Origin of the sequence: Klebsiella planticola ATCC 33531 (assembly GCF_000735435.1) — a bacterium.
GTDB lineage: Bacteria > Pseudomonadota > Gammaproteobacteria > Enterobacterales > Enterobacteriaceae > Klebsiella > Klebsiella planticola.
In genome coordinates, this window is sequence record NZ_JMPP01000036.1 from 1 (window position 1) to 22,512 (window position 22,512).

Here is a 22,512-nt window from a genome sequence, read left to right on the forward strand (position 1 = left end):
CCTGGGCTTTCTGCTCAGCGGCTGGTTTAGCGGCAGCTTTGTGGTGTTTTTTTGCGGCCTGGGCTTTCTGCTCAGCGGCTGGTTTAGCGGCAGCTTTGTGGTGTTTTTTCGCGGCCTGAGCTTTCTGTTCAGCGGCTGGTTTGGCAGCGGCTTTGTGGTGTTTTTTATGATGGGTGGTCTTGGCAGTGGTGCTGTGAGTTGCAGCAGCCGGAGCCTGAGTAGTGCTTACTGCATCAGCAGCGAAAGCAGCAGAAGACAGACCCATAGCAGCGGCAACGACCAGAGCTAATACTTTTTTCATTCTGATATCCTCGAAATTGTTTCTTCAGTTAACCCCACTGCGGGGCTGTTGAAATTACTATAAGTTTTTCTTTCTCAGGCTTCAGTGAGTGTTTGGTATCGGCGAGTAACGGAATGTACAACGCGCAGGGCGGGCGAAAAGCAGGATGCTCCGCCAACGGAGTCAGCGTCGGCGGAGGGGGGCGGTTAGCGATGCGGTGTATGGGACAAGGTCGTGAGCAGCGTCGGGCGGGTCATTCGTACGCAATAGGCGGGCTGGCCGCGTTCAAAACGCCATCCTTCGGACAGTGGTCCGGCGTCGACGGTGTCAAAGCCAAACGCCTCGTACAGCGCGGCGGCGATCGCTTTTCCTTTTTCACTATCGCCTGCTAACGGCAGCGCCCGACGATTTTCCGCCCCCGCGGGCAGTCCATCGCTTTCCAGTTGGGTCATGGGAATAGCGTTAAACGCTTTAGTGACGGTAGCGGCAGGCAGGATCTGGGCGAGCAATTCGCTGGTCGTGGTCTCTCCTGACTCCAGCGCCTCGATCGGGCCATCACGCTCGGGATAGTAATTCACTGCATCAATGACATGTTTATCCTTAATGCCGGCAACCGGCAGCGAATGGATAGCGCTGAGCGGCACGGCAATGACCACCACCTCGCCAAATTCGGCAGCGTCCTCTGCGCTACCGACCTGACAGCCAATCATCGGACCCAGGCTGAAAAGAGTCTGGGGCCCCCGTGAGTTACTCAACATGACATCGTGACCGGCGGCAAGCGACAGCTTCGCGATAGACCGGCCAACGAATCCGGCGCCAATAATGCCAATCTTCATTTTCAACTCCTTACCAATGATCTGATAGTGTCGATAAATTTAATTCCATCTCTGCAGAAGATAAATCGTAAGATAGTGGAATGATAAACAACTCAAATGAGTGAATCATGGACCAGCTCACCAGTATCAGGGTTTTCGTGAAGGCGGCTGAAACGGGGTCGTTTGCCGCCGCTGCCGGACAGCTGCGACTCTCGCCGCAGATGGTCGCCCGACACGTGGCAGCGCTTGAGGCGCACCTGGGCACTTCATTAATCGCCCGCACCACGCGCCGACAGACGCTCACCGATATCGGGCGTAGCTATTATGAACGCTGCCGGGTGGTACTGGCTGAGATCGCGGAGGCGGACGCGGTGGCGCAGGAGATGAAAGCGACACCTTCAGGCATCATCCGGGTGAATGCGCCGGTCACTTTTGGTTCGCATGCGCTCGCAGCCTTTATTACCGACTATCTTGCCCGCTACCCTGACGTTCAGGTTGAACTGACGTTGAGCGACCGCATTGTCGACCCGATAGAAGAGGAGTTTGAGGTGATCGTGCGCATCGGTGAGCTGGCCGACAGCTCGATGGTTGCATGGCCTCTGCTGCCATACCGGCTGATTGCCTGTGCGTCACCCGACTATATTTTGCGCCACGGCGAACCGCAGACGCCGACCGATCTTCAACATCACGCGTGCCTGGTTTATGGACACTGGTCGGCGGGCAGCGCCTGTCGGTGGCAATTTGAGAAACAGGGGGCCATGTTCGAGATCAAACCCTCCGGGCGGTTCCGCGCGAATGACTGGAAGGCGCTGATGAATGCGGCCATTGCCGGGCACGGTATTACCCTCGGGCCGGAAGATGTGTTGAAAACCGAAGTGGAGCGGGGGAGCCTGGTGCAGGTATTAGCCGGATTCTCAGGACCGGCGCGGCCCATGCATATTCTGGTGCCGGCCGGACGTCGGCGGACGACGAAAATTAAATGTTTTGTTGACGCCTTAAGAACCGCGCTGGGCCCGCGCTGAATCCCTACGACGGTGAGGAGCGGCACCCTGGGAACAGGTGCCGCTGTGCGTTAGCGCGCCGCGCGTTGCAAAATCACGCTGGACGGTTGACGCTGCAGGAAACGCATCCGCAGCATCATCATCACTGCTGCCGAGGTGAGCCCGATAATAAATCCGCACCAGAAACCGGCGGGCCCCATACGCGGAACAAGCGTATCGGTTAAGGCCAGCAGGTAGCCGCTCGGCAGTCCCAGCACCCAGTACGCGGTAAACGTAATAAAGAAGATCGAACGCGTATCTTTATATCCGCGCAGAATCCCGCTACCAATCACCTGTACGGAGTCGGAGATCTGATATATCGCGGCCAGCAGCATCAGTTGGGAAGCCAGCAGGACCACTTCCGGATTGTCGTTATACAGCAGGGCAATCTGCTTACGCATCAGGATGGTGAAAATCGCCGTGATCACCGCCATGCAGACGCCAACGCCAACCCCGGTTCTGGCAGAAACCTGCGCATCGAGGGTGGAACCCTGCCCAAGACGGAAGCCGACGCGGATGGTGACCGCTGCCGCCAGCGAGAGGGGTAAAACGAACATCAGCGAACTGAAGTTCAGGGCTATCTGATGGCCCGCGACGTCCACAATCCCCAGTGGAGAAACCAGCAGCGCAACGACCGCAAACAGAGTGACTTCAAAAAACAGCGCCAGCGCAATTGGCAGCCCAAGCTGCACCAGACGTTTAAGCACGCTGAAGTCCGGTCCGCTGAAGCCTTCATCGCTACGGATATCGCGCATAGAGCGGGCGCGACGTACCCAGGAGATCATACAGAAGAACATCACCCAGTAAACGGATGCCGTCGCCACGCCGCAGCCGATGCCGCCCAGTTCAGGCATGCCAAAGTGGCCGTAGATAAAGATATAGTTAACGGGAATATTGACCAGCAGGCCGATAAATCCCATTACCATCCCCGGTTTGGTTTTCGCAAGGCCTTCACACTGGTTACGTGCGACCTGGAAGAAGAGATAGCCGGGGGCGCCCCACAGCAGCGCGCGCAGGTAGCCTACCGCTTTTTCGGCGAGGGCCGGGTCAATATTGTGCATCGAGCTGATGATGTACCCGGCGTTCCACAGCACGACCATGACCAGCAGCGAAACGAATCCCGCCAGCCAGAACCCCTGACGAATCTGATGGGCAATGCGGTCGCGGCGACCGGAGCCATTTAGCTGTGCGATAACCGGCGTCAGCGCCAGCAGCAGACCGTGGCCAAAGAGAATTGCCGGGAGCCAGATAGAGGTCCCAATCGCGACGGCTGCCATATCGGTGGCGCTATAGCCACCCGCCATCACGGTATCGACAAAGCCCATGGAGGTCTGGGCGACCTGTGCCAGGATCACAGGAATGGCCAGTGCTAATAACTGACGCGCTTCAATAAAATACTTCTGCACGTGAACACCTTTATATTGTTGTTATTTTGAGACTAAAAAAGCCGCCGTAAATGGCAGCAAGAAGAAAGAGCAGAGGGATTTTCCAGTCTATTGTAGCGAGGATGCGCCATTAAGCCAGTGAAAAAATGGTAGGGCACGATGCGCGCTGGCAACCTGTTTTGCCAACTGGTATTGTTCCCGACAGGTATAACGGTAATGATACCGTCACGAAAGTCTACAGGAGTAAAGCATGTTTACAGGCATTGTGCAGGGGACCGCTAAAGTGGTGTCCATCGATGAAAAACCCAATTTTCGCACCCATGTGGTGGAGCTGCCTGAGCATATGCTTGCCGGCATCGAGACCGGGGCATCGGTGGCGCACAATGGTTGCTGCCTGACAGTCACCGAAATTGACGGTCCGCGCATCAGTTTTGACCTGATGAAAGAGACGCTGCGTATTACCAACCTTGGCGCTGTAGAGGTGGGGGATGTGGTGAACGTGGAACGAGCGGCAAAATTCAGCGATGAGATCGGCGGCCATCTGATGTCCGGCCACATTATGACCACGGCGGAAATCGTCAAGATCCTGACCTCGGAAAATAATCGCCAGATCTGGTTTAAGGTTCAGGACCCGACGCTGATGAAATATATCCTCTATAAAGGATTTATCGGCGTTGACGGCATCAGTCTGACGGTCGGTGAAGTGACCCCGACGCGTTTTTGCGTGCATTTGATCCCGGAAACGCTGCAGCGCACCACGCTTGGCATTAAAAAACTCGGCGATCGGGTGAATATCGAGATCGACCCGCAAACGCAGGCGGTAGTCGATACCGTGGAACGCGTGCTGGCAGCGAAAGAAGCGGCACAACAGCTGAGCGATGAATGATCGGCCGCTGCTGCCGGATGAAGAAGGAAAGAAAAGAATATCCCCCGTGTTAACGGGGGATATTTTTAGCGGGCCACGCGAAGGCCGTTTTCCACACCGCGAGAAAAGACCACCTGCCAGAGCTGAATATCGCGCGCGCGAAAAGCCCCCGCGCAGGCGTTCAGATAATAACTAAACATACGTTTAAAACGTTCCGAATAGTTATCGGCGATATCGGGCCAGCTGGCCAGGAAACGTTCGTACCAGGCCATCAGCGTCGTATCGTAATCGGCGCCGATATTGTGCCAGTCTTCCATCACGAAATGGGATTCGCTGGCTTGCGCGATATGACGAACCGAAGGCAGACAACCGTTGGGGAAAATATATTTATTGATCCACGGATCGACGCTGTGGTCCGTTTTTTTGGAGCCAATGGTGTGTAATAAAAAACGACCGTCAGGTTTTAAATTACGATCCACCACTTCAAAATAGGTGGCGTAATTTTTAGGTCCCACGTGTTCAAACATCCCGACGGAAACAATGCGATCAAACTGGTCATGCAGGTCACGATAGTCCTGCAGCAAAATGGTAACGTCTAACCCTTCGCATCTCTGTTGGGCCATTTTTTGCTGCTCGGCGGAAATGGTCACGCCAACTACGCTAACGTGATAATTTTTGGCCATATAGTAAGCCAGACCACCCCAGCCGCAGCCAATATCCAGCACCCGCATCCCCGGTTCCAGCTGCAGCTTGCGGCAAATAAGATCTAATTTTGCCACCTGCGCCTCTTCCAGCGATTGCGCCTCTTTCCAGTACGCGCAGGAATATTGCATATAGGGGTCGAGCATCCGGCTGAAAAGATCGTTGCCCAGGTCGTAATGTTCTTTGCCGACAATCCAGGAGCGCTTTTTACTTTGTAGATTGAACAGGCGTGCGCCCGCGATACGAAGCGTATCTTTCAGATGGTGAGGAAGCTGATTTTCCAGCCCGGCACGGAGTACTTTATGGAAGAATATATCCAGCCGTTCGCAATCCCACCAGCCGTCCATATAACTCTCACCTAACCCCAGCGACCCTTCCTGTAAAACACGTTTAAAGAAGAGCGGATTGTTAATCCGCAGATCGGAGGGTGCGGTGCCATTAACCTCAATGCCCGCGCGACCGAGCAATTCGGTTGCAATTCGGTACCAGTCGTCGTTTGGTACGCTTACTTCTTCTATACACGATGAACTCATAGCTTCTCCATCACGCCCAAGTGATCAGAACCTTAAAACAGCGTAGACGCTTTTTTGGCTTTGTGAGAAATCTCACGGAATATCCGTGAAGCTGCTATCCGACGTAGAACAGAGGAAGGGCGATAACCCTTGCCGAAAGGCCTTCCATGGTGAAACGGGATGCATCCTGCTCCCGTTAATCTTAAAAAATATTTTATTTATGTGAAGCCGGTTCAGTATAGGCCGCTGAAATCAGGCTTTCAATAAAAATATATTAGCAGGCTAATTACTGAGCCTTAACATCACTGAAACGCGTTTATGCATGAGACGATTCGGTAGTCAGGCAAACGCTGTGACGCTGCATAAAATAACCCAGCCCGGCCAGCACGATAGAGACCAGCATCACGCTGGTGGTAGTGAGCAGCGGCGTGGCAATCAGCGCGGAAACCAGCAGACTGGTCAGGAAGCACAGACCAAGCTGCAGCGTGTTCTGCAGCGCGGCGGCACGACCGGTCGCCTGCGGGAACGGCTTCAGCGCCTGGGCGACAACAATCGGGTAGATCCCGCCATTGACAATGGCCATCACGCAGAAGGGAATCATCACCGCAATAATTGAGACATCCTCAACCAGACCAACCATCCAGGTGGCAGCCACGCTGACGGCGAAAATCACCAGCAGCCAGGGCAGCAGCTGTTGGCCTTGCCATTTCTGCAGCGCCGCGCGGCATCCATAGCCACCGATTAAAAAGGCGATTGTCTGCGGAACATAGCTAAGACCGATAGCGGTTGGGCTGTAGCCCATCTCATGGAGAATAAACGGCGACCCGGTTAACCAGGCAAAAAAGCTGGCGGAGCAGGCGGCGTAAATCAGCACGTTGCCGCTGTATTCGCGCGAGCGCAGCAGCGTCAGAAAGGTCAGCTTCTCGCGGACGTCACCCTGCGGCCTGACGACCGGCTTCAGGCGCAGGGCGGGCACCATCAGCAGCAGGGCGATGGCAAAAAGGGTGGCAAAAATGGCCTGCCATTCCAGATGGGCAAGCAGCCAGCTGCCGAGCAACGGCGCCAGAGCCGGCGATAAACCCACCAGCGGCATAATGGTGGCGAAAATACGGTTAGTTCGCTGAGCTGGATAATAATCGGTGACCATCGCCTGCCAGGTCACCGCCGCCGCGCAGACGCCGATCGCCTGGATAAAGCGCAGCACCAGCATCAGAGTGGCGTCACGCACCCACAGCATTCCCAGACAGCTGATAGCGAAGATCGCCAGCCCGGTTAGCAGAATCGGTTTACGTCCGTAGCGGTCCGAGAGCGGGCCCCAGAACAGCTGCCCGATGGCGAAGCCGGCGAGGAACAGGCTCAGACTGGCGCTGACCGACGCTGCAGAAGTATTGAGATCTTGCTGGATGGCCGAAAAGGCCGGCAGATACATGTCGGTGGCGAGGAAACCCAGCACGCTGAGTCCCGCCAGCCACACTAAAAATCCTTTCCCGGGTTGTTGCATAACATTCTCTTATAGATGCAGGTATGATGCCGCAGAGTGTAGGGAGTGCATTCTGGCTTGTGAAACGCTAATATTTGCTACATGCGTTCAAAATTTTTGCAGGCAGAATATGTGGTCCGAATACTCACTCGAAGTTGTTGATGCTGTCGCCCGCAACGGCAGCTTTAGCGCCGCGGCGCAGGAGCTGCACCGCGTACCTTCGGCGGTCAGTTATACCGTACGTCAGCTGGAGGAGTGGCTGGCGGTACCGCTTTTTGAACGCCGCCATCGCGATGTCGAATTGACCCCCGCCGGGCTCTGGTTTTTACAGGAAGGACGATCTGTTATCAAAAAAATGCAGATCACCCGCCAACAGTGTCAGCAGATAGCCAACGGCTGGCGTGGTCAGCTGTCAATAGCCGTGGATGACATTGTTAAACCGGCCCGTATGCGGCAGATGATTGTTGATTTTTATCGTCACTTTCCCGATGTCGAGCTGATTGTTTTTCAGGAGGTTTTCAACGGTGTCTGGGACGCGCTGGCCGACGGACGCGTGGAACTGGCTATCGGGGCAACCCGTTCGATTCCGGTGGGGGGACGCTACGCCTTTCGCGATATGGGGATGTTGAGCTGGCATTGCGTGGTGGCGAGCCATCATCCTCTGGCGCAGATGAGCGGGCCGCTCAGCGATGATGTGTTGCGCAACTGGCCGTCGCTGGTCAGGGAGGACACCTCCCGCTCGCTACCAAAACGCACGACCTGGCTACTGGACAACCAGAAAAGGGTGGTGGTGCCGGACTGGGAATCCTCGGCCACCTGCCTCTCGGCGGGATTGTGCGTAGGGATGGTACCGAGCCATTTTGCTCGCCCGTGGATTGACCGCGGTGAATGGACCGCGCTGGCGCTGGAAAACCCGTTCCCGGACGCCGCGTGCTGCCTGACCTGGCAGCAGAGCGACACGTCACCGGCGCTGTCGTGGCTACTGGATTATCTGGGGGACAGTGAAACGTTAAACCGGGAGTGGCTGCGGGCGCCGGAGTAACCGGCGCCGCACGGGCGATTAGCGACGGTAGTCGACGAACGGGCCGTCTACGACGGAGCGGCGCTCTACCAGCCGCGGGTGAACCTCGATCGACTGTGACTCTTCGCGCTTGTTGACGATACGATCCATCAGCATATTGAAGGCCGCTTCCCCCAGCGAATCTTTCGGCTGGTGGATGGTGGTCAGCGCCGGGCTGAAATAGCGGGCGTTACGCACGTTATCATACCCGATCAGCGAAATGTCCTGCGGCACGCGTAGCCCCATCTCATCCGCAGCGCAGATTGCGCCCATCGCCATGATGTCGCCGCCGCAGAAGACCGCCGTCGGGCGATGCTGCTGGCTGAGGATCTGCTGCATTGCGCGGTAGCCGGATTCAGGCTCGAAGTCTCCCTGCACAATCCAGCTTTCCGGAACGGCGATCTGCGCTTCTTCCATGGCTTTCATAAAGCCCGCCAGGCGCCCGGCGCCGGTGTTACGCTCCAGCGGACCCGGGATCACGCCGATTTCACGATGGCCGCGTTCCACCAGATAGCGACCGGCCATATAACCGCCCTCGAAGGCGTTATCGATGACCGAATCGGTAAAGTCGGCTTTGGATTCACCCCAGTCCATTACCACCATCGGAATATGGCGGTACTCTTCCAGCATGCTGAGCACCGATTCCGGATATTCAGAACACATAACCAGCAGGCCGTCGACGCGCTTTTGCGCCATCATCGACAGATAGGCCTGCTGCTTTTCGAGATCGTTCCACGCATTGCCCAGAATCAGGGTATAGCCTTTCTGGAAACAGCTCTTTTCTACGGCTTCAATAATCTCAGCGAAATAGGCCGCTTCGCTGCTGGTGGCCAGCAGGCCAATCGATTTGGTGTGATTAACCTTCAGGCTGCGAGCCACGGCACTGGGGGAATAGTGCAGCTCTTTGATCGCCGCCCACACGGCGTTGCGGGTTTCTTCCGCCACGAAACGGGTTTTGTTAATTACATGTGACACTGTTGTAGTGGAAACGTTTGCGCGCTTCGCTACATCTTTAATTGTTGCCATTACTTCTCACTCCAGACCTTGACCTGATCGTCTGATTATCGATACGTAAACGTTTGCCTATACACACCCTGAATACAATTTTCAACATTGCATCACGTCGGGAAAACGACACAGAACGACAGGAAGGGGTCAATGGCCGATACGCTTTCAAATTAGCGTGGGATTTTGTCCGATCTTGCGGCAAAGGGGAAGAGCAAAAATGTGCATCACCCTAAAACATGGAAGATTTTTGCGCTATATTGTGCAAAAATGAGCAAGCTCACTTTTCATGTGGGGATAACTGGGGGAAAAATTGATGGATACAGATTTAAAGTTTTCGCTGACGACAACGATTATTGTCCTGGGTCTGATCGTGGCCGCCGGCCTGACCGCGGTGCTGCACTGATTTATCCGGGGGAGAGAGCTCTTTCCCCCGACGTCCCGCCATTATTATCAATTTCGCAAAAATCTTTTGCCATTTCGTTTACTTTTGTTTTTTTGTGATTGATGTCATGCTTTTGACTTCTGATGAGATACCGTCGCCGATGACGGTCTGCTGGAGTCATTGAATGAAAATCAACTTTCCCTTGTTAGCGCTGGCGATAGGCGCGTTTGGTATTGGCACCACGGAGTTTTCCCCGATGGGGCTGCTGCCGGTGATTGCCAAAGGTGTCGACGTGTCAATTCCGGCGGCGGGAATGCTGATCAGCGCGTATGCGATCGGCGTGATGGTCGGTGCGCCGCTGATGACTTTGCTGCTCTCTCATCGCGCGCGCAGAAATGCGCTGATTTTTCTGATGGCTATCTTTACGCTGGGGAACATTCTCTCCTCAATGGCGCCGGATTACACCACGCTGCTGATTTCGCGCATTATCACCAGTCTTAACCACGGCGCTTTCTTCGGCCTCGGGTCGGTGGTGGCGGCGAGCGTGGTGCCGAAACACAAACAGGCCAGCGCGGTGGCGACCATGTTCATGGGCTTGACTATCGCTAATATTGGCGGCGTTCCGGCGGCGACATGGCTTGGCGAGACCATCGGCTGGCGGATGTCGTTCCTCGCGACGGCAGGTCTGGGGCTGGTGGCGATGGTCAGCCTGTGGTTTTCGTTGCCCAAAGGCAGCGCTGGCGAGCGTCCGAACGTAAAACAGGAGCTCTCGGTGCTGGTTCGTCCGCAGGTGCTCTCCGCATTGCTGACCACCGTGCTGGGGGCCGGCGCGATGTTTACCCTCTATACCTATATTTCACCGGTGCTGCACACCATTACGCACGCCTCACCGCTGTTCGTCACCGCCATGCTGGTGTTGATTGGCGTCGGCTTTTCACTGGGTAACTACCTCGGCGGTAAATTCGCCGACCGTTCCGTCTCCGGGACGCTGAAGGGTTTTCTGCTGTTGCTGATGGTTATCATGCTGGCGATTCCGCTGCTGGCGCAGACGCAGCTGGGAGCCGCAATCAGTATGGTGGTCTGGGGGGCGGCGACCTTCGCCGTGGTTCCACCGCTGCAAATGCGGGTGATGCGAGTGGCTCATGAAGCACCGGGACTCTCTTCGTCGGTCAATATCGGAGCGTTTAACCTCGGCAATGCGCTGGGTGCGGCAGCCGGTGGCGCGGTGATTTCTGGCGGACTGGGCTATGCCTTTGTGCCGGTGATGGGGGCGATCATTGCCGGCGTGGCGCTGCTGCTGGTGCTGTTCGGCGGGCGTTCGCAGCCGGAAGAGGCGTTGGTCTGACAGTCGGTATATTCGCAGAAGGGTTGCCCCTTCTGCGTTAGCGTTTTAGGCCGCCAGATTGGCTGCCACAAACTTCCAGTTTACCAGCGCCCAGAAGTGCGCCAGATAGTCAGGACGGGCGTTGCGGTAGTCGATGTAATAGGCATGTTCCCAGACATCCACGGTCAGCAGCGGTTTGGCGTCGCCGGTCAGCGGCGTGCCAGCGTTGCTGGTGGAGACAATGCTCAGGCTGCCATCGCTATTTTTAACCAGCCATGTCCAGCCTGCGCCAAAGTTCTTCGCTGCCGCGTCGGTAAACTTCGCTTTGAACTCTGCGAAGCTGCCGAAGGATTGATTGATGGCGGCTGCCAGCTCACCTTCCGGCTCGCCGCCCGCATTCGGCGCGAGGCAGTTCCAGTAGAAAGTATGGTTCCAGACCTGGGCCGCATTGTTAAAGATGCCGCCTTCAGAAGCGCGGACGATCGCTTCTAAAGATTGACCTTCAAACGCGGTGCCTTTGATCAGGTTGTTGAGGTTGGTGACATAGGCCTGGTGATGTTTGCCGTAGTGGTATTCCAGGGTTTCTGCGGAAATGTGCGGCGCCAGGGCGTCTTTTGCATACGGTAATGCAGGTAATTCAAACGACATTGTTACTCTCCTTATAACTTCTTGTTTTCTAGCTCACATTCAAAGGATGTTTTACCATCCAGAACAGCATGTACTGTCCCTCGCCGGGGCGAGTGCAACAGGTTTTTATTGTGATCGGAATGCTAACACTTGCAGAAGGGAGTTAAAAGCCTTGCAATGATAAAGGGTATATTTAACAAACTTACCCGGCTAAGCCTTCGCCGGAGCGCAAGGCATCGCATTTCAACAGGGCAGGTTGATCGCTGTTGCCGTTGAAATATAAAGTGATTAGTGAATATCCATTTTGCAGAGGTCTGTTTTGTCTAACATAGTCTATCGCCAGGCGACTCTGGCCGACGTCGAACGCTGTTTTGAAATTGAAACGACCGCATATGAAGGGGATGAAGCGGCCACTCGTGAAAAGATTGCCACCCGAATCCAGCAGTACCCGGAAGGATTTCTTTGCATGGAACGGCAAGGAGAGGTCATTGGCTTCATTAATTCAGGGTGCGCGTGGGAAGTCGTGATGTCGGATGAAGCCTTCAAGGAGCTGGTCGGGCACGATCCTCGCGCGCCGAATGTCGTGATTATGTCTGTCGTCGTTGATCCTGAACACCAGGGAAAAGGGTATTCGACTGCTCTGATGGAGCGCTTTATCCGGCAGATGGCACAGGCGCAAAAGAGCGCCATTCACCTGATGTGCAAAGACCGACACGTGGCCCTGTATGAGAGATTTGGTTTTCGCTACGAGCGGCCTTCCGCCTCGGATCATGGCGGCATGTCCTGGCATGAGATGAGCCTGACATTATAGTGAGGAGAGTTGACCTGCCGCAGACGCGGCAGGTCAGGCTCAGCGAATGGTTTTGGGGGTCATCACCCGGCGTGCGCCGACATAGTGGCGAATCCAGTAATCTTCGCTTAATGAGGTGATCTGGATGTCGCGGCCGGTACGCGGCGACTGAATAAACTTGCCGTTGCCAACGTAAACGCCGACGTGATCGGCGGTGCCGCGCCCACGGGTGCGGAAGAAGACCAGATCGCCGCTCTGCAGCTCGCCGCGATCGACCGGACGGGCATCGCGCAGATGATACATCTCATTGGCGGTGCGCGGAATGCGGATTTTTACCAGATCCTTATAGGCGTAGTAGACCAGCCCACTGCAGTCGAAACCGGTACGCGGCGAAGTTCCGCCCCAGCGATACGGTTTGCCAATCTGATCCATTAACTTCGACATAGCGGTGCTTTGCGCTCTCTGCACGCGGGCTTTATGCGCATCCGCCAGGGTCAGCGGCGGTTCTTCCGCGATTGTTTTGCAGCGTTTTTTGTAACCTTTACGCACGACGCATTTACTCTGCACGCTGGCCATGACCGGGGCCGGTTCAGCGGCTGGCGCGATCGATTTCGCACACTGCTTTTTATACCCTTTACGCAAAACGCATTTTTTGGTGCCGGCGGCCTGACGGTTCAATGCCGTCTGGCTGGATGCGGTGGTGCGAGTGGGGTGTCGGGTGCGGGTGGCCGTTGAGGCTTTCTTGCTGGTGGTTTTGGTTGTGGACTTCGTTTTCTGACTGCTGGCTTTTTTCTTACGTTCTGTAGTGCCTTTCGCCGCATGCGCTTTTGGCGTGGCGGAGGTGTGCGTATGCCCTGAAGCATGCGCCAGTGGTGTAAATGAGATAGATGTAAACAGTAATGCACAGAGCGAAATCGCGATTTTGTTTAGCCGCGCCACTGAGCAATCCCCTGATTAATGACAGATATGTACCCATACCTGACGGTGAATGACAAAACCCAACGATTCTAAAGCATAAAAACCCGGAAAGTTAATACTCTTTTGTATCTAAAGTGTCGTTTGATTAACAATTGCAAAAAATTATCTCAGACATTAACCACCTTGTACGTGAAATGTACAGCGATACTGCTTTTACGCGGCCAAAATGATATTTTTAAGGCAACTTCTGACCACAGAAGATAAAATATAATGAGTGAAAAAAATGTTATTATCTGTCCTGCGTTCAGGACGCTACAATGACAAATTACTGCCGTATAGAAGTTAAGGAAGCATGACAATGAGCACGACTGTAGAAAAAATCCAACGTCAAATCGCTGAAAACCCGATCCTGCTGTACATGAAAGGGTCTCCGAAACTGCCAAGCTGCGGTTTTTCCGCTCAGGCTGTGCAGGCGCTGTCTGCATGCGGCGAGCGTTTTGCCTACGTTGACATCCTGCAGAACCCGGATATCCGCGCGGAACTGCCGAAATATGCGAACTGGCCGACCTTCCCGCAGCTGTGGGTTGATGGCGAGCTGGTTGGCGGTTGCGACATCGTGATTGAAATGTATCAGCGCGGCGAACTGCAGCAGCTGATCAAAGAAACGGCGGCAAAGTACAAGACCGACGAGCCGAAAGCTGAATAAGTCTGCCGCCAGTAAAAAAGCGACTTCCTGCGAAGTCGCTTTTTTTTGTCTCTTACTCTTGTCCGGCAAGCGGTAATGGCCAGCCGCCAAGACGTTTCCAGCGGTTGACGATTTCGCAAAACAGCTGCGCCGTCTGCTCGGTATCATACAGCGCAGAGTGCGCCTTGCTGCCATCAAACGCCATTCCGGCGGCCAGGCAGGCTTTGGACAGCACCGTCTGGCCGAGCGCCAGTCCACTCAGCGCCGCGGTATCAAACGTCACGAACGGATGAAACGGATTACGTTTGAGTCCGGCGCGTTCGGCGGCGGCCATCGTAAAGGTGAGATCGAACGTCGCGTTGTGCGCCACCATGATGGCACGATTACAATCGTTATCCTTAATTCCCTTGCGGACCATTTTAAAAATGGCGTGCAGGGCGTCGTATTCGCTCACCGCGCCGCGCTCAGGATCGTTCGGATTGATGCCGTTAAAGGCCAGCGCTTCAGGCTGCAGATTGGCGCCTTCGAAAGGTTCAACATGAAAATGCAATGTCTCGTCCGGCATTAACCAGCCTTGCTCATCCATTTTCAACGTAATGGCGGCGATCTCAAGCAGGGCGTCGGTTTTAGCATTAAACCCGGCGGTTTCTACATCAATCACCACGGGGTAGAAACCACGAAAACGGTCGCACAGACCATTAAGTTGAACGTTCTCGGACATCTGATTCTCTTAACTGGAAAAAAGTAGCGCGCATTATGGCAAATTTTGCCGCGCCTTGCAGCAGGAAGGGGAAAAACAGCGGGCGCCGATGAGCGCCCGAAGCAGGTTAGTTGCCAAGGCCTTTGCCGGCGTCCTTCTCTTCAATCAGTTCGATTTTGTAACCGTCCGGATCTTCAACGAAAGCGATAACCGTGGTGCCGCCTTTCACCGGACCCGCTTCGCGGGTGACGTTGCCGCCGTTCTGGCGAATACGCTCGCAGGCTTCGGCGGCGTTATCCACGCTCAGCGCGATATGACCGTAAGCGCTGCCGAGGTCGTATTGGTCAACGCCCCAGTTGTAAGTCAGCTCGATAACCGCCGTATCGCTTTCCTCGCCGTAGCCGACGAAGGCCAGCGAGTATTTGTACTCGGTATTTTCGCTGGTACGCAGCAGCTTCATGCCCAGCACGTTGGTGTAAAACTCGATAGAACGTTGCAGGTCGCCAACGCGCAGCATAGTGTGAAGTAAGCGCATAGTTTTTATACTCCTTGTTTACAGCCCCTTAGCGGAGACCGTATGTGCAATTGTCTGAATAGCGTAACAAAACGGACAAGGCGTTTCATACCCCTGAGCACTATATCGTAAAAAGGCCGCCATTTCAGGCGGCCCTTACGCCGATCTTTCTTGTCGTATCCGCGGACGAGATGAGTGCGTCCTGGATGTGCAGTCAGTTACCACAGAATACGATAGCGGCTAACCGTCGCGATACCCGGCGGGATTACAACGTCGGGTAATCGGTGTAGCCTTCCGCGCCGCCGCCGTAGAAGCTTTCAGGGCGCTGCGGGTTCAGCGCGGCCTTGTGCTGCAGACGAGCGACCAGATCGGGATTGGCGATATAGTCACGACCGAAGGCCACCGCATCAATTAAGCCTTTGCCGATCAGATCGTTGGCTTTTTCTACCGTGTAGGCACCGGCGCCGATAATCGCGCCCGGGAAGCGATCGCGCACTTTTTGGCGGAATGCGTCGCTGTACGGCTGGCCGCCGGCCCAGTCCGGCTCGGACATGTGCAGATAGGCAATGCCGCGTTTTGCCAGCTCTTCAATCAGATACAGCGCATCGGCTTCTTCGTTCGGGCCATTATCGACATTCTGGAAACTGCCGATTGGCGACACGCGGATCCCGATACGATCGGCGCTCCACTCTTTGCTGACGGCATCCACAACTTCCAGCACCAGGCGCGCACGGTTTTCAACGCTGCCGCCGTATTGATCGGTACGGTGGTTAGAAGAAGGGGACAGGAACTGATGCAGCAGGTAGCCATGCGCAGAGTGCAGCTCTACAAGGTCAAAACCGGCATCGCGGGCATTGCCGACCGCCTGGCGGAAATCATCGACGATCCCCGGGATCTCATCGAGCTCCAGCGCACGCGGCATGGAGGTGTCGACGCGAATGGCGTGGCCATGTTCATCGCGCAGGGAGGTACGGGTGCCCGCACTGATAGCAGAAGGCGCAACCGGCGCTTCGCCGCCGGGCTGCAGGGAGTTGTGGGAAATACGACCGGTGTGCCACAGCTGCACGGCGATACGGCCATGTTCAGCGTGAACGCCGGCGGTAATTTTCTGCCATGCCGCGATCTGTTCCGGGCTGTGCAGGCCCGGAGCGCCGGCGTAGCCTTTTGCCTGGGCGGAAATCTGCGTGGCTTCGGAGATGATCAGTCCGGAGCTGGCACGTTGACGATAGTACTCGGCCATTAACGGCGTCGGGATATCGCCTGGTTCGATACTGCGCAGACGCGTCAGCGGAGCCATAAATACGCGGTTAGGTACAGTTATTGCACCGACTTTCAGTGGAGAAAACAGTTTTGATTCGGACATAATGACTCCTGAGTAGACCGGTCGTCTTGTAATTCGTTAAATAAAAACGCCTGTTAAACGTCAGGCGCTGCAATAATCTGTCTGGCATGGGCAAGGGCGCTTTCCAGCGGCATTGCACTGCGGGTAATCTTGGCCTGCAAATTGGCCCCCAGCCACAGGGAGTAAAGCACCTGGGAGAGGGTAAAAGCATCGCCGTTAAATGTCAGGCTCCCTTCCTGGCGACCCTTTTCCAGCGCTTCGCCCAGCAACGTAATAATCTGGCTGGCGCCTTTGTTCATCTCTTCGCGCATGGATTCAGACAAATCACACACTTCAGCGGAGAGTTTCACCGTCAGGCAACCGCTGATAATACCCTGTTGGCAAAACTGCGTCAGGGTATGCTGGTAGTAAGCCAGCAGACGGTCGCGATAGTTCCCTTCGCCGTGAGCAAAATGGTCAACCAGGCGGCGGATATAGCCAGCATAGTGATGTTCAAGCAGCGCGACGCCGTAAGCTTCCTTAGAGCGAAAATAGTGGTAGAAAGAACCTTTCGGCACTTCCGCTATTTTCAGCAGTTCGCTCAGGCCCATTCCGGTAAAACCGCGGTGCATGCACAGCTGTTCGCCGGTCACCAGAATATGTTCGCGAGTATCGTATTCACAATGTTTGTTCATGGCGCTCACTGTAATAGACCGATTGGTCTAATGCAAGCGAAAAAATGTCGCCCGGGGCAGAGGCTGAACAACAAAAGTTGCGAAGCAGAGTTGAAACGTCTTCAATAAAAGACACAGAAGAGTCGCCGGAGGCGTGGAGTGGCAGAGCAGCTGGAGTTTTTCCCGGTACAGAGTCCATGCCGGGGAATTTGTCAGTCGGACGAACGTGGATTTTGTCGCGGTTGCTTTCGTAGTCGTGAAGAGCGTTTTCACTGGCAAACAATGAGTGATGCCCAGAAGCAGGACGTGCTGCGCCTGTGCCGTCAGCGTCTGTTGCGCAAATTACGCGCGAATAAACCGCAGGCCGAGGAAGAACCACAGCAGCCTTCACTGTTTTAATGGCAAAATTGCGTATACTCAACACACTTTTTTGTTGAGGACGTTGTTATGGTTCAGCGTATTGCTATGGCCCCGCAGGGGCCGGAATTCTCGCGTTTTGTTATGGGCTACTGGCGTTTGATGGACTGGAATATGTCCGTGAACGAGCGGGTCAGCTTTATTGAGCAGCACCTGGATCTGGGCGTGACTACCGTCGATCACGCGGATATTTACGGCGATTATCAGTGCGAAGCGGCTTTTGGCGAAGCGCTGAAGCAGGCTCCGCATCTGCGCGGTCGCATGGAAATCGTCAGCAAGTGTGGGATTGCCACTAAAGCCCGCGCCGAAAATACCATCGGCCACTACATCACCGACCGCGATCATATCGTCTTAAGTGCCGAGCAGTCCTTGCGCAATCTGGCGACCGACCATCTTGATTTGCTGCTGATTCACCGCCCGGATCCGTTAATGGATGCGGATGAGGTGGCGGAAGCCTTCCTCGCACTGCATCACAGCGGTAAAGTTCGCCACTTTGGCGTCTCCAACTTTACGCCGGCGCAGTTTACGCTGCTGCAATCGCGTCTGCCGTTTACTCTGGCCACCAACCAGGTTGAAATCTCTCCGGTACACCAGCCGCTGCTGCTGGATGGTACGCTGGATCAGCTGCAGCAGCTGCGTATCCGGCCGATGGCCTGGTCCTGCCTCGGCGGCGGGCGGTTGTTTAATGATGAAAGCTTCCAGCCGCTGCGTGATGAGCTGGCGCAAGTGGCTCAGGAGCTGAATGCTGAGAGCATCGAGCAGGTGGTTTATGCGTGGATCCTGCGTCTGCCGTCGCAGCCGTTACCGATTATCGGCTCCGGTAAAATCGAGCGTGTCCGCTCTGCCGTGGTGGCCGAAAAACTGAATATGTCTCGTCAGCAGTGGTTCCGCATCCGCAAAGCTGCGCTGGGTTATGACGTGCCATAACTGACTGACGCCGCCTTCGCAATGGCTGTCCCGGTCGGCGACGAACCGGGATGGCCCTGCCGGAGGCGTTGTTTGCCGCTGTCTCCTCGCCATCACGCCACAGCGCTTCGCTGAAAATCAGAACGCATTCCGTTTTACGAGGCGCTCGCTCTCTCCGTTATTGTCCCGACCGCAGGTGCCTGCTCAAGCTGAGACAGGGCGCAATACAGCCGCCAGATCACGGCTGCCAGCTCTTTTGCTGCCGGCTGATGATGATGGTTCAGCGTGTCGCAAATTCGCTGTAGCTCCTGCAAGGTTGAGGCCAGGGGGCGTTGCTGGACTCCGCGTTCGCTCATGACATCCCGGAGCAGACTGATGCATAAATCCCGCACCTGCGAGAGCGGGTCAGAACGGGTTTCCCACTCGCGAAGCTGCCAGACCACGTGCGAACAGTTAAGCAGCACCACGCCCCAGCGCAGCAGCCAGCGGCGCGCCAGGGCATCCTGGCTGTTACTTAACTGACTGATATGATGGTAGACCAGCGATTCAAACTCGTGTTCGCTATGTTGAGGTCGGCGGCTCAGCTGATCGACAAAGTGACGGCGTAACGCTTTTATGTGCCGGCGGCTCTTGCGCGCATCGGAACCGGGGCTGATCACGGCAAAAGCAAGCCAGGCAAAGCCGACGCCAATGATTTTTCCAAGATTGTCGTTGAGGAACGAGGCAAAGTCGTAGACCGGCGGATTGGTCACCGAAATAAACGACCCCATGAACACAATCAATTGTCCCCACAGACCCGCCAGCTTGGGCATTTGCAGCTTAAGCAGTTGCATGGTGGTCAGTAGCGGGAAAAGGAACAGCAGGAACTGCCACAGGTCGGTTATCTGTACCATCAGTCCGAATTTCACCCCGAAGCTGAATATCGACAGCAATATCAGCGTACGCATCAGCAGGGTCAATGATTTGAACGGCGAGGGTGAGACCGAGTAAAGCACGCAGCAAATTGCTGCCAGGGTGAGCGCGGCGGCGCACGACTGCCATTGGGTGCTGATACCCCAGGCTCCTACCGCAACCAGCGCGCAGAACGTTCTGATGCCGTTCCACAACGCTTCGGCCTGATCGGTATGACGAGCTAACGCCGGGGCGGAAGGAACATTAAATTCGGCGATTACCGAGGCGTTTTCCACGCGCTGGAGCCAGCGACTGCTGTCCAGATACAGGCGGCAGAAGTAGCGCAGGCGCTTCCAGAACGCGAGATGGCGATAGTCGGCATCGGCGGGAGGCGCCAGCGGGGCGATTATCCGTGCGACAGCGTAAAAATCGGCCCGTGGATTGGCCAGCGCGATAAGCAGCGTTTCCAGTACTTCGCGGGTCTGCGCCGGCGCGGCCGGCCAGTTAACCAACATCCGCCGCAGGCTGGAGATGACGCTGGTCAGCCGCAGCTGCTGGTGGAGTAAATAGTTCAGCAGCGGGTTCTGACGACGAAAACGGTAATGACTCCAGAAGGCCTGAATACGCAGCAGGTTCATGGTCAGGATTTGCCCGATCACGCTTTCGTGGGCGGTGCGAATGGCATCGGTGGTTTCCGGCACCCACAGCAGACTGGCGTGCTCAAGCAGGCGAGCATGCATATTTTTCAATGCCGTCAGCAGCGCAGTGCCATCCGACGTACTGGGCATGATCATCATCATCAGCCCGCCGCACAGGATGCCGACGATAACCTCGCAAACTCGCGACTGCGCGATAGTCCACAGCTCGTTGGCGTCGGTAATGTTGATAACCGGAAAGGCGATAATGGCGCAGGTGTAGCCGGCGAGCTGGAAAGCGTAGGCCACGTTGTTGGTATACATTGCGCAGGCCCAGGTACAGAGCGCAATCCACGCCGAAATGCTGAATAAAAATAGCCAGGGGTCGTTTAGCGTATGTCCGGCGAGCAGCAGCGCGGCACAGGCGCCGAGCAGGCTTCCGGCAATGCGTCCGAAGCTCTTACTGATCACGCCACCGACCGTCGGGAAACTGACGACGGCGGCAGAGGTCATCGCCCAGTAAGGCTCATCAAGATCCAGCCAGTAAGCAATACTCAGCGCGAGACACATCGCGATGCCGTTACGCAGGGCATAGCGCCACTGCGGACGGCTGGCTTTAACCCAGGGAAGAGCACGCCATGACGGGACCTGCAGCTTCATCAGGGTTCGCCAATTGAGACGGTGCAGGTGGTCCCGGAAACCAGCGTCGTATCCGCAGGCAAACCGTTGAGTTCGATGCGCACCGGTACGCGCTGGGCCAGACGAACCCACGGGATATTCGGTTTAATATTGGCAACCAGGCTGTTCCCGCCTTCGATACTTTGGTCGACGATGGCACGGCCGATACTGGATACGTGACCCTGTAACGTTTGCTTGCTGCTGTACAAAACTATCTGCGCACTATCGCCAGCGCGAATATGGCGCAGCTTGGTCTCTTCAAAGTAACCAATGACATAAAATGAATTGCTATCGACAAGGGCGAAAACCGGATGGCCTGCCGAGGCGTAGTCGCCCACGCGGGTCGTTAAGTTTGTCACCCAGCCATCTACCGGCGATTTCACGGCCGTCTGACCAAGCTGCCATTGCGCGTGCTCCAGACTGGCCTGCGCCACGCCGACCACCGCTTTGGCGGCCTCAAGGTTGGTCGTCGCAGTGTTCAGCGCGGTATTGGCGCTTTCCAGATCTTCGGCGGAGATTGCCTCTTGCGAAAGATGACGACGACGACGGGCATCACTGGCCGCTTTCGTTTGCTCCGCTTTGGCTTTGGCCATTTCCGCTTGCGCTTTCGCGAGCTGCGCTTCGGCGTTGAGAGCGGCAATACGATAAGGGGTGTCATCGATCCTGAACAGAACGTCGCCGGCTTTGACTAACTGGTTATCGCGAACGTTTAGCTGGAGGATGCTGCCGGAGACCTGCGGCGTGATGCTGACCTGTTCGGCGCGTACTTTGCCATCCCGGGTCCAGGGGGATTGCGTGTAATAGTTCCAGACCAGCCAGGCGGCAATGATCGCGAGTGCGGCGACCAATAAGGTCGAGAGGTATTTGAGTTTTTTCATGTCGTGAACATTACCAGGCAGTCAGTAAAACCAGAGCCAGACACACAGAGAGTGCAAACAGGGACAGATCCATCAGCAAGGGATGCCAGATATCGCCGGCATACATCCAGTCGCGCAGCTGGCGGTGAATAACCAGCCAGATAAAAAATCCCAGCAATACGGCTTTAAACAGGGGAGGAAAGTAAATTGACGCACCGAATACCAGGTCCTGGAGCGACAATCCGGAAGTGTTAAGACTCAGTTTCACAAGCAAAAATCCTTTGCCATTGCAGGGAGAATGTTCAGAGCATGCTACTATTACACATTGTAAATCATTGTTTTGAATTTGGTGTATCAGGTAATTCATTTGTTTTGATTATTCAAATGCTGCACACTATTCTAAAATCAGTATAATAACTTAGCAAGCTAATTATAAGGAGATGAAATTGGAATCGCCACTGGGTTCTGATCTGGCACGTTTAGTGCGCGTCTGGCGCGCGCTGATCGACCATCGCCTGAAACCTCTGGAGTTAACGCAGACGCATTGGGTCACGCTGCACAATATTCATCAGCTGCCTCCTGAGCAGTCGCAGATTCAACTGGCGAAAGCTATTGGTATCGAGCAACCCTCACTGGTGCGTACGCTGGATCAGCTGGAAGAGAAAGGTCTTATTTCTCGCCAGACTTGTGCAAACGACCGGCGCGCGAAACGAATCAGGTTAACGGAAAAAGCGGAGCCGCTGATCAACGAAATGGAAGAAGTGATCGGCAAGACGCGTGATGAGATTCTGTCTGGTGTGTCGGCAGAAGAAGTCGCAACGCTGCTCAATTTAATCCGTAAACTGGAACAAAATATCCTCGATCTTCAGGCAAAAGATTAATTTATTCAGGGCCCTGAGCGTTCAAGGCCCTTTTTTTATCTTCGGTTATGCCAGGCGTCAGTTAGCCATCTGATTCCCTCCGCCTTTCCTGGCCTGATACATGGCGGCATCGTCTCGTTTTCGCCTGACGGAGACGTTCTGCCCCCGTCAGTCTTCATGAACCGT

General features: G+C 55.4%; 25 protein-coding genes. 10 read left to right on the forward strand and 15 right to left on the reverse strand.

Annotation, left to right across the window (positions count from 1 at the left end):
* Positions 1 to 301: acid resistance repetitive basic protein Asr (gene asr, locus GRPL_RS26965; RefSeq protein WP_155274632.1), on the reverse strand; the 301-nt coding region annotated here is incomplete at its 3' end.
* Positions 302 to 486: 185 nt separating this feature from the next.
* Positions 487 to 1,116 carry an NADPH-dependent F420 reductase gene (locus tag GRPL_RS10090; RefSeq protein ID WP_032699674.1) on the reverse strand — a complete coding sequence of 210 codons (630 nt, stop codon included), beginning with the start codon at positions 1,114 to 1,116 and terminating at the stop codon, positions 487 to 489.
* 107 nt (positions 1,117 to 1,223) lie between these two features.
* On the opposite strand from GRPL_RS10090, the gene GRPL_RS10085 reads away from it, so the two are divergent.
* On the forward strand, positions 1,224 to 2,117 hold the full coding sequence (locus GRPL_RS10085; RefSeq protein ID WP_032687375.1) for a LysR family transcriptional regulator: 894 nt from the start codon (positions 1,224 to 1,226) through the stop codon (positions 2,115 to 2,117).
* 50 nt (positions 2,118 to 2,167) lie between these two features.
* Here the strand turns inward: GRPL_RS10085 and mdtK are convergent, their stop codons facing one another.
* Entirely contained in the window at positions 2,168 to 3,541 is a 1,374-nt protein-coding gene (gene mdtK, locus GRPL_RS10080; protein WP_032687376.1) for an MdtK family multidrug efflux MATE transporter, read from the reverse strand.
* A gap of 229 nt (positions 3,542 to 3,770) precedes the next feature.
* Between mdtK and GRPL_RS10075 the strand changes: the two genes are divergently transcribed.
* Entirely contained in the window at positions 3,771 to 4,406 is a 636-nt protein-coding gene (locus GRPL_RS10075; RefSeq protein WP_032687377.1) for a riboflavin synthase, read from the forward strand.
* Positions 4,407 to 4,471: 65 nt separating this feature from the next.
* Here GRPL_RS10075 and cfa read toward each other — a convergent pair whose 3' ends face one another.
* On the reverse strand, positions 4,472 to 5,620 hold the full coding sequence (cfa, locus tag GRPL_RS10070; RefSeq protein ID WP_032687379.1) for a cyclopropane fatty acyl phospholipid synthase: 1,149 nt from the start codon (positions 5,618 to 5,620) through the stop codon (positions 4,472 to 4,474).
* Positions 5,621 to 5,915: 295 nt separating this feature from the next.
* A complete protein-coding gene (gene punC, locus GRPL_RS10065) occupies positions 5,916 to 7,100 on the reverse strand; it encodes a purine nucleoside transporter PunC (RefSeq protein ID WP_032687380.1) in 1,185 nt (394 codons plus the stop codon).
* Between the two features lie 109 nt (positions 7,101 to 7,209).
* On the opposite strand from punC, the gene punR reads away from it, so the two are divergent.
* Positions 7,210 to 8,121, forward strand: a complete 912-nt coding sequence (gene punR, locus GRPL_RS10060) for a DNA-binding transcriptional activator PunR (protein WP_032687382.1) — start codon at positions 7,210 to 7,212, stop codon at positions 8,119 to 8,121.
* A gap of 18 nt (positions 8,122 to 8,139) precedes the next feature.
* Here the strand turns inward: punR and purR are convergent, their stop codons facing one another.
* Entirely contained in the window at positions 8,140 to 9,165 is a 1,026-nt protein-coding gene (gene purR, locus GRPL_RS10055; RefSeq protein ID WP_004862740.1) for an HTH-type transcriptional repressor PurR, read from the reverse strand.
* 295 nt (positions 9,166 to 9,460) lie between these two features.
* On the opposite strand from purR, the gene cydH reads away from it, so the two are divergent.
* Together cydH and GRPL_RS10050 are read left to right on the forward strand one after the other, a co-directional pair.
* Complete coding sequence (gene cydH / locus GRPL_RS27795; protein ID WP_004862736.1) at positions 9,461 to 9,550, forward strand: cytochrome bd-I oxidase subunit CydH; 90 nt, start codon at positions 9,461 to 9,463, stop codon at positions 9,548 to 9,550.
* Between the two features lie 163 nt (positions 9,551 to 9,713).
* The gene (locus GRPL_RS10050) at positions 9,714 to 10,874 is read left to right on the forward strand and encodes an MFS transporter (protein ID WP_032687384.1); all 1,161 of its coding nucleotides are present in this window, start codon (positions 9,714 to 9,716) and stop codon (positions 10,872 to 10,874) included.
* Between the two features lie 45 nt (positions 10,875 to 10,919).
* Here GRPL_RS10050 and sodB read toward each other — a convergent pair whose 3' ends face one another.
* Positions 10,920 to 11,501 carry a superoxide dismutase [Fe] gene (sodB, locus tag GRPL_RS10045; RefSeq protein WP_032687386.1) on the reverse strand — a complete coding sequence of 194 codons (582 nt, stop codon included), beginning with the start codon at positions 11,499 to 11,501 and terminating at the stop codon, positions 10,920 to 10,922.
* A 298-nt stretch (positions 11,502 to 11,799) separates the two neighbouring features.
* On the opposite strand from sodB, the gene GRPL_RS10040 reads away from it, so the two are divergent.
* Positions 11,800 to 12,291 (forward strand): GNAT family N-acetyltransferase, encoded by a 492-nt coding sequence (locus GRPL_RS10040; RefSeq protein ID WP_032687387.1) that lies wholly within the window; start codon positions 11,800 to 11,802, stop codon positions 12,289 to 12,291.
* A gap of 39 nt (positions 12,292 to 12,330) precedes the next feature.
* Here the strand turns inward: GRPL_RS10040 and GRPL_RS10035 are convergent, their stop codons facing one another.
* A complete protein-coding gene (locus GRPL_RS10035; protein WP_032687389.1) occupies positions 12,331 to 13,209 on the reverse strand; it encodes a C40 family peptidase in 879 nt (292 codons plus the stop codon).
* 337 nt (positions 13,210 to 13,546) lie between these two features.
* On the opposite strand from GRPL_RS10035, the gene grxD reads away from it, so the two are divergent.
* On the forward strand, positions 13,547 to 13,894 hold the full coding sequence (gene grxD / locus GRPL_RS10030) for a monothiol glutaredoxin 4 (RefSeq protein ID WP_004862717.1): 348 nt from the start codon (positions 13,547 to 13,549) through the stop codon (positions 13,892 to 13,894).
* Positions 13,895 to 13,946: 52 nt separating this feature from the next.
* On the opposite strand, the gene rnt is transcribed toward grxD, so the two are convergent.
* The 4 genes from rnt to GRPL_RS10010 all read right to left on the reverse strand — a co-directional run bounded on the left by rnt (position 13,947) and on the right by GRPL_RS10010 (position 17,103).
* Entirely contained in the window at positions 13,947 to 14,594 is a 648-nt protein-coding gene (rnt, locus tag GRPL_RS10025) for a ribonuclease T (RefSeq protein ID WP_032687390.1), read from the reverse strand.
* 106 nt (positions 14,595 to 14,700) lie between these two features.
* Positions 14,701 to 15,108 carry a lactoylglutathione lyase gene (gene gloA / locus GRPL_RS10020; protein WP_032687392.1) on the reverse strand — a complete coding sequence of 136 codons (408 nt, stop codon included), beginning with the start codon at positions 15,106 to 15,108 and terminating at the stop codon, positions 14,701 to 14,703.
* Between the two features lie 244 nt (positions 15,109 to 15,352).
* Positions 15,353 to 16,450, reverse strand: coding sequence for an alkene reductase (locus GRPL_RS10015; RefSeq protein ID WP_004862710.1), 1,098 nt, complete (start codon positions 16,448 to 16,450; stop codon positions 15,353 to 15,355).
* Positions 16,451 to 16,503: 53 nt separating this feature from the next.
* Entirely contained in the window at positions 16,504 to 17,103 is a 600-nt protein-coding gene (locus tag GRPL_RS10010; protein ID WP_032696034.1) for a TetR/AcrR family transcriptional regulator, read from the reverse strand.
* A 138-nt stretch (positions 17,104 to 17,241) separates the two neighbouring features.
* Here GRPL_RS10010 and GRPL_RS10005 point away from each other — a divergent pair, with 138 nt between their 5' ends.
* Positions 17,242 to 17,481, forward strand: a complete 240-nt coding sequence (locus GRPL_RS10005) for a DUF1289 domain-containing protein (RefSeq protein WP_032687394.1) — start codon at positions 17,242 to 17,244, stop codon at positions 17,479 to 17,481.
* A 48-nt stretch (positions 17,482 to 17,529) separates the two neighbouring features.
* Positions 17,530 to 18,426, forward strand: coding sequence for an aldo/keto reductase (locus tag GRPL_RS10000; protein WP_032696035.1), 897 nt, complete (start codon positions 17,530 to 17,532; stop codon positions 18,424 to 18,426).
* Between the two features lie 134 nt (positions 18,427 to 18,560).
* Here the strand turns inward: GRPL_RS10000 and GRPL_RS09995 are convergent, their stop codons facing one another.
* The 3 genes from GRPL_RS09995 to GRPL_RS09985 are packed head-to-tail and all read right to left on the reverse strand — an operon-like array spanning position 18,561 to position 21,734.
* Positions 18,561 to 20,591, reverse strand: a complete 2,031-nt coding sequence (locus GRPL_RS09995; RefSeq protein WP_032699675.1) for an FUSC family protein — start codon at positions 20,589 to 20,591, stop codon at positions 18,561 to 18,563.
* A complete protein-coding gene (locus GRPL_RS09990) occupies positions 20,591 to 21,487 on the reverse strand; it encodes an efflux RND transporter periplasmic adaptor subunit (protein WP_032687397.1) in 897 nt (298 codons plus the stop codon). The genes GRPL_RS09995 and GRPL_RS09990 overlap by 1 nt, the downstream gene beginning before the upstream one ends.
* A gap of 10 nt (positions 21,488 to 21,497) precedes the next feature.
* Entirely contained in the window at positions 21,498 to 21,734 is a 237-nt protein-coding gene (locus GRPL_RS09985) for a DUF1656 domain-containing protein (RefSeq protein ID WP_032687398.1), read from the reverse strand.
* Between the two features lie 172 nt (positions 21,735 to 21,906).
* On the opposite strand from GRPL_RS09985, the gene slyA reads away from it, so the two are divergent.
* Positions 21,907 to 22,347, forward strand: coding sequence for a transcriptional regulator SlyA (slyA, locus tag GRPL_RS09980; protein ID WP_032687399.1), 441 nt, complete (start codon positions 21,907 to 21,909; stop codon positions 22,345 to 22,347).
* Positions 22,348 to 22,512: the final 165 nt, after the last annotated feature.

Excerpts from the sequence above, each read along its gene's own strand:
- GRPL_RS10050 (WP_032687384.1), top strand. The coding sequence starts at position 9,714 with ATGAAAATCAACTTTCCCTTGTTAGCGCTGGCGATAGGCGCGTTTGGT.
- purR (WP_004862740.1), bottom strand. The coding sequence starts at position 9,165 with ATGGCAACAATTAAAGATGTAGCGAAGCGCGCAAACGTTTCCACTACA.
- GRPL_RS10000 (WP_032696035.1), top strand. The coding sequence starts at position 17,530 with ATGGTTCAGCGTATTGCTATGGCCCCGCAGGGGCCGGAATTCTCGCGT.
- rnt (WP_032687390.1), bottom strand. The coding sequence starts at position 14,594 with ATGTCCGAGAACGTTCAACTTAATGGTCTGTGCGACCGTTTTCGTGGT.
- GRPL_RS10090 (WP_032699674.1), bottom strand. The coding sequence starts at position 1,116 with ATGAAGATTGGCATTATTGGCGCCGGATTCGTTGGCCGGTCTATCGCG.
- GRPL_RS10015 (WP_004862710.1), bottom strand. The coding sequence starts at position 16,450 with ATGTCCGAATCAAAACTGTTTTCTCCACTGAAAGTCGGTGCAATAACT.
- punR (WP_032687382.1), top strand. The coding sequence starts at position 7,210 with ATGTGGTCCGAATACTCACTCGAAGTTGTTGATGCTGTCGCCCGCAAC.
- GRPL_RS10075 (WP_032687377.1), top strand. The coding sequence starts at position 3,771 with ATGTTTACAGGCATTGTGCAGGGGACCGCTAAAGTGGTGTCCATCGAT.
- GRPL_RS09990 (WP_032687397.1), bottom strand. The coding sequence starts at position 21,487 with ATGAAAAAACTCAAATACCTCTCGACCTTATTGGTCGCCGCACTCGCG.
- slyA (WP_032687399.1), top strand. The coding sequence starts at position 21,907 with ATGAAATTGGAATCGCCACTGGGTTCTGATCTGGCACGTTTAGTGCGC.
- gloA (WP_032687392.1), bottom strand. The coding sequence starts at position 15,108 with ATGCGCTTACTTCACACTATGCTGCGCGTTGGCGACCTGCAACGTTCT.
- GRPL_RS09995 (WP_032699675.1), bottom strand. The coding sequence starts at position 20,591 with ATGAAGCTGCAGGTCCCGTCATGGCGTGCTCTTCCCTGGGTTAAAGCC.
- punC (WP_032687380.1), bottom strand. The coding sequence starts at position 7,100 with ATGCAACAACCCGGGAAAGGATTTTTAGTGTGGCTGGCGGGACTCAGC.
- grxD (WP_004862717.1), top strand. The coding sequence starts at position 13,547 with ATGAGCACGACTGTAGAAAAAATCCAACGTCAAATCGCTGAAAACCCG.
- cfa (WP_032687379.1), bottom strand. The coding sequence starts at position 5,620 with ATGAGTTCATCGTGTATAGAAGAAGTAAGCGTACCAAACGACGACTGG.
- cydH (WP_004862736.1), top strand. The coding sequence starts at position 9,461 with ATGGATACAGATTTAAAGTTTTCGCTGACGACAACGATTATTGTCCTG.
- GRPL_RS10085 (WP_032687375.1), top strand. The coding sequence starts at position 1,224 with ATGGACCAGCTCACCAGTATCAGGGTTTTCGTGAAGGCGGCTGAAACG.
- GRPL_RS10010 (WP_032696034.1), bottom strand. The coding sequence starts at position 17,103 with ATGAACAAACATTGTGAATACGATACTCGCGAACATATTCTGGTGACC.
- sodB (WP_032687386.1), bottom strand. The coding sequence starts at position 11,501 with ATGTCGTTTGAATTACCTGCATTACCGTATGCAAAAGACGCCCTGGCG.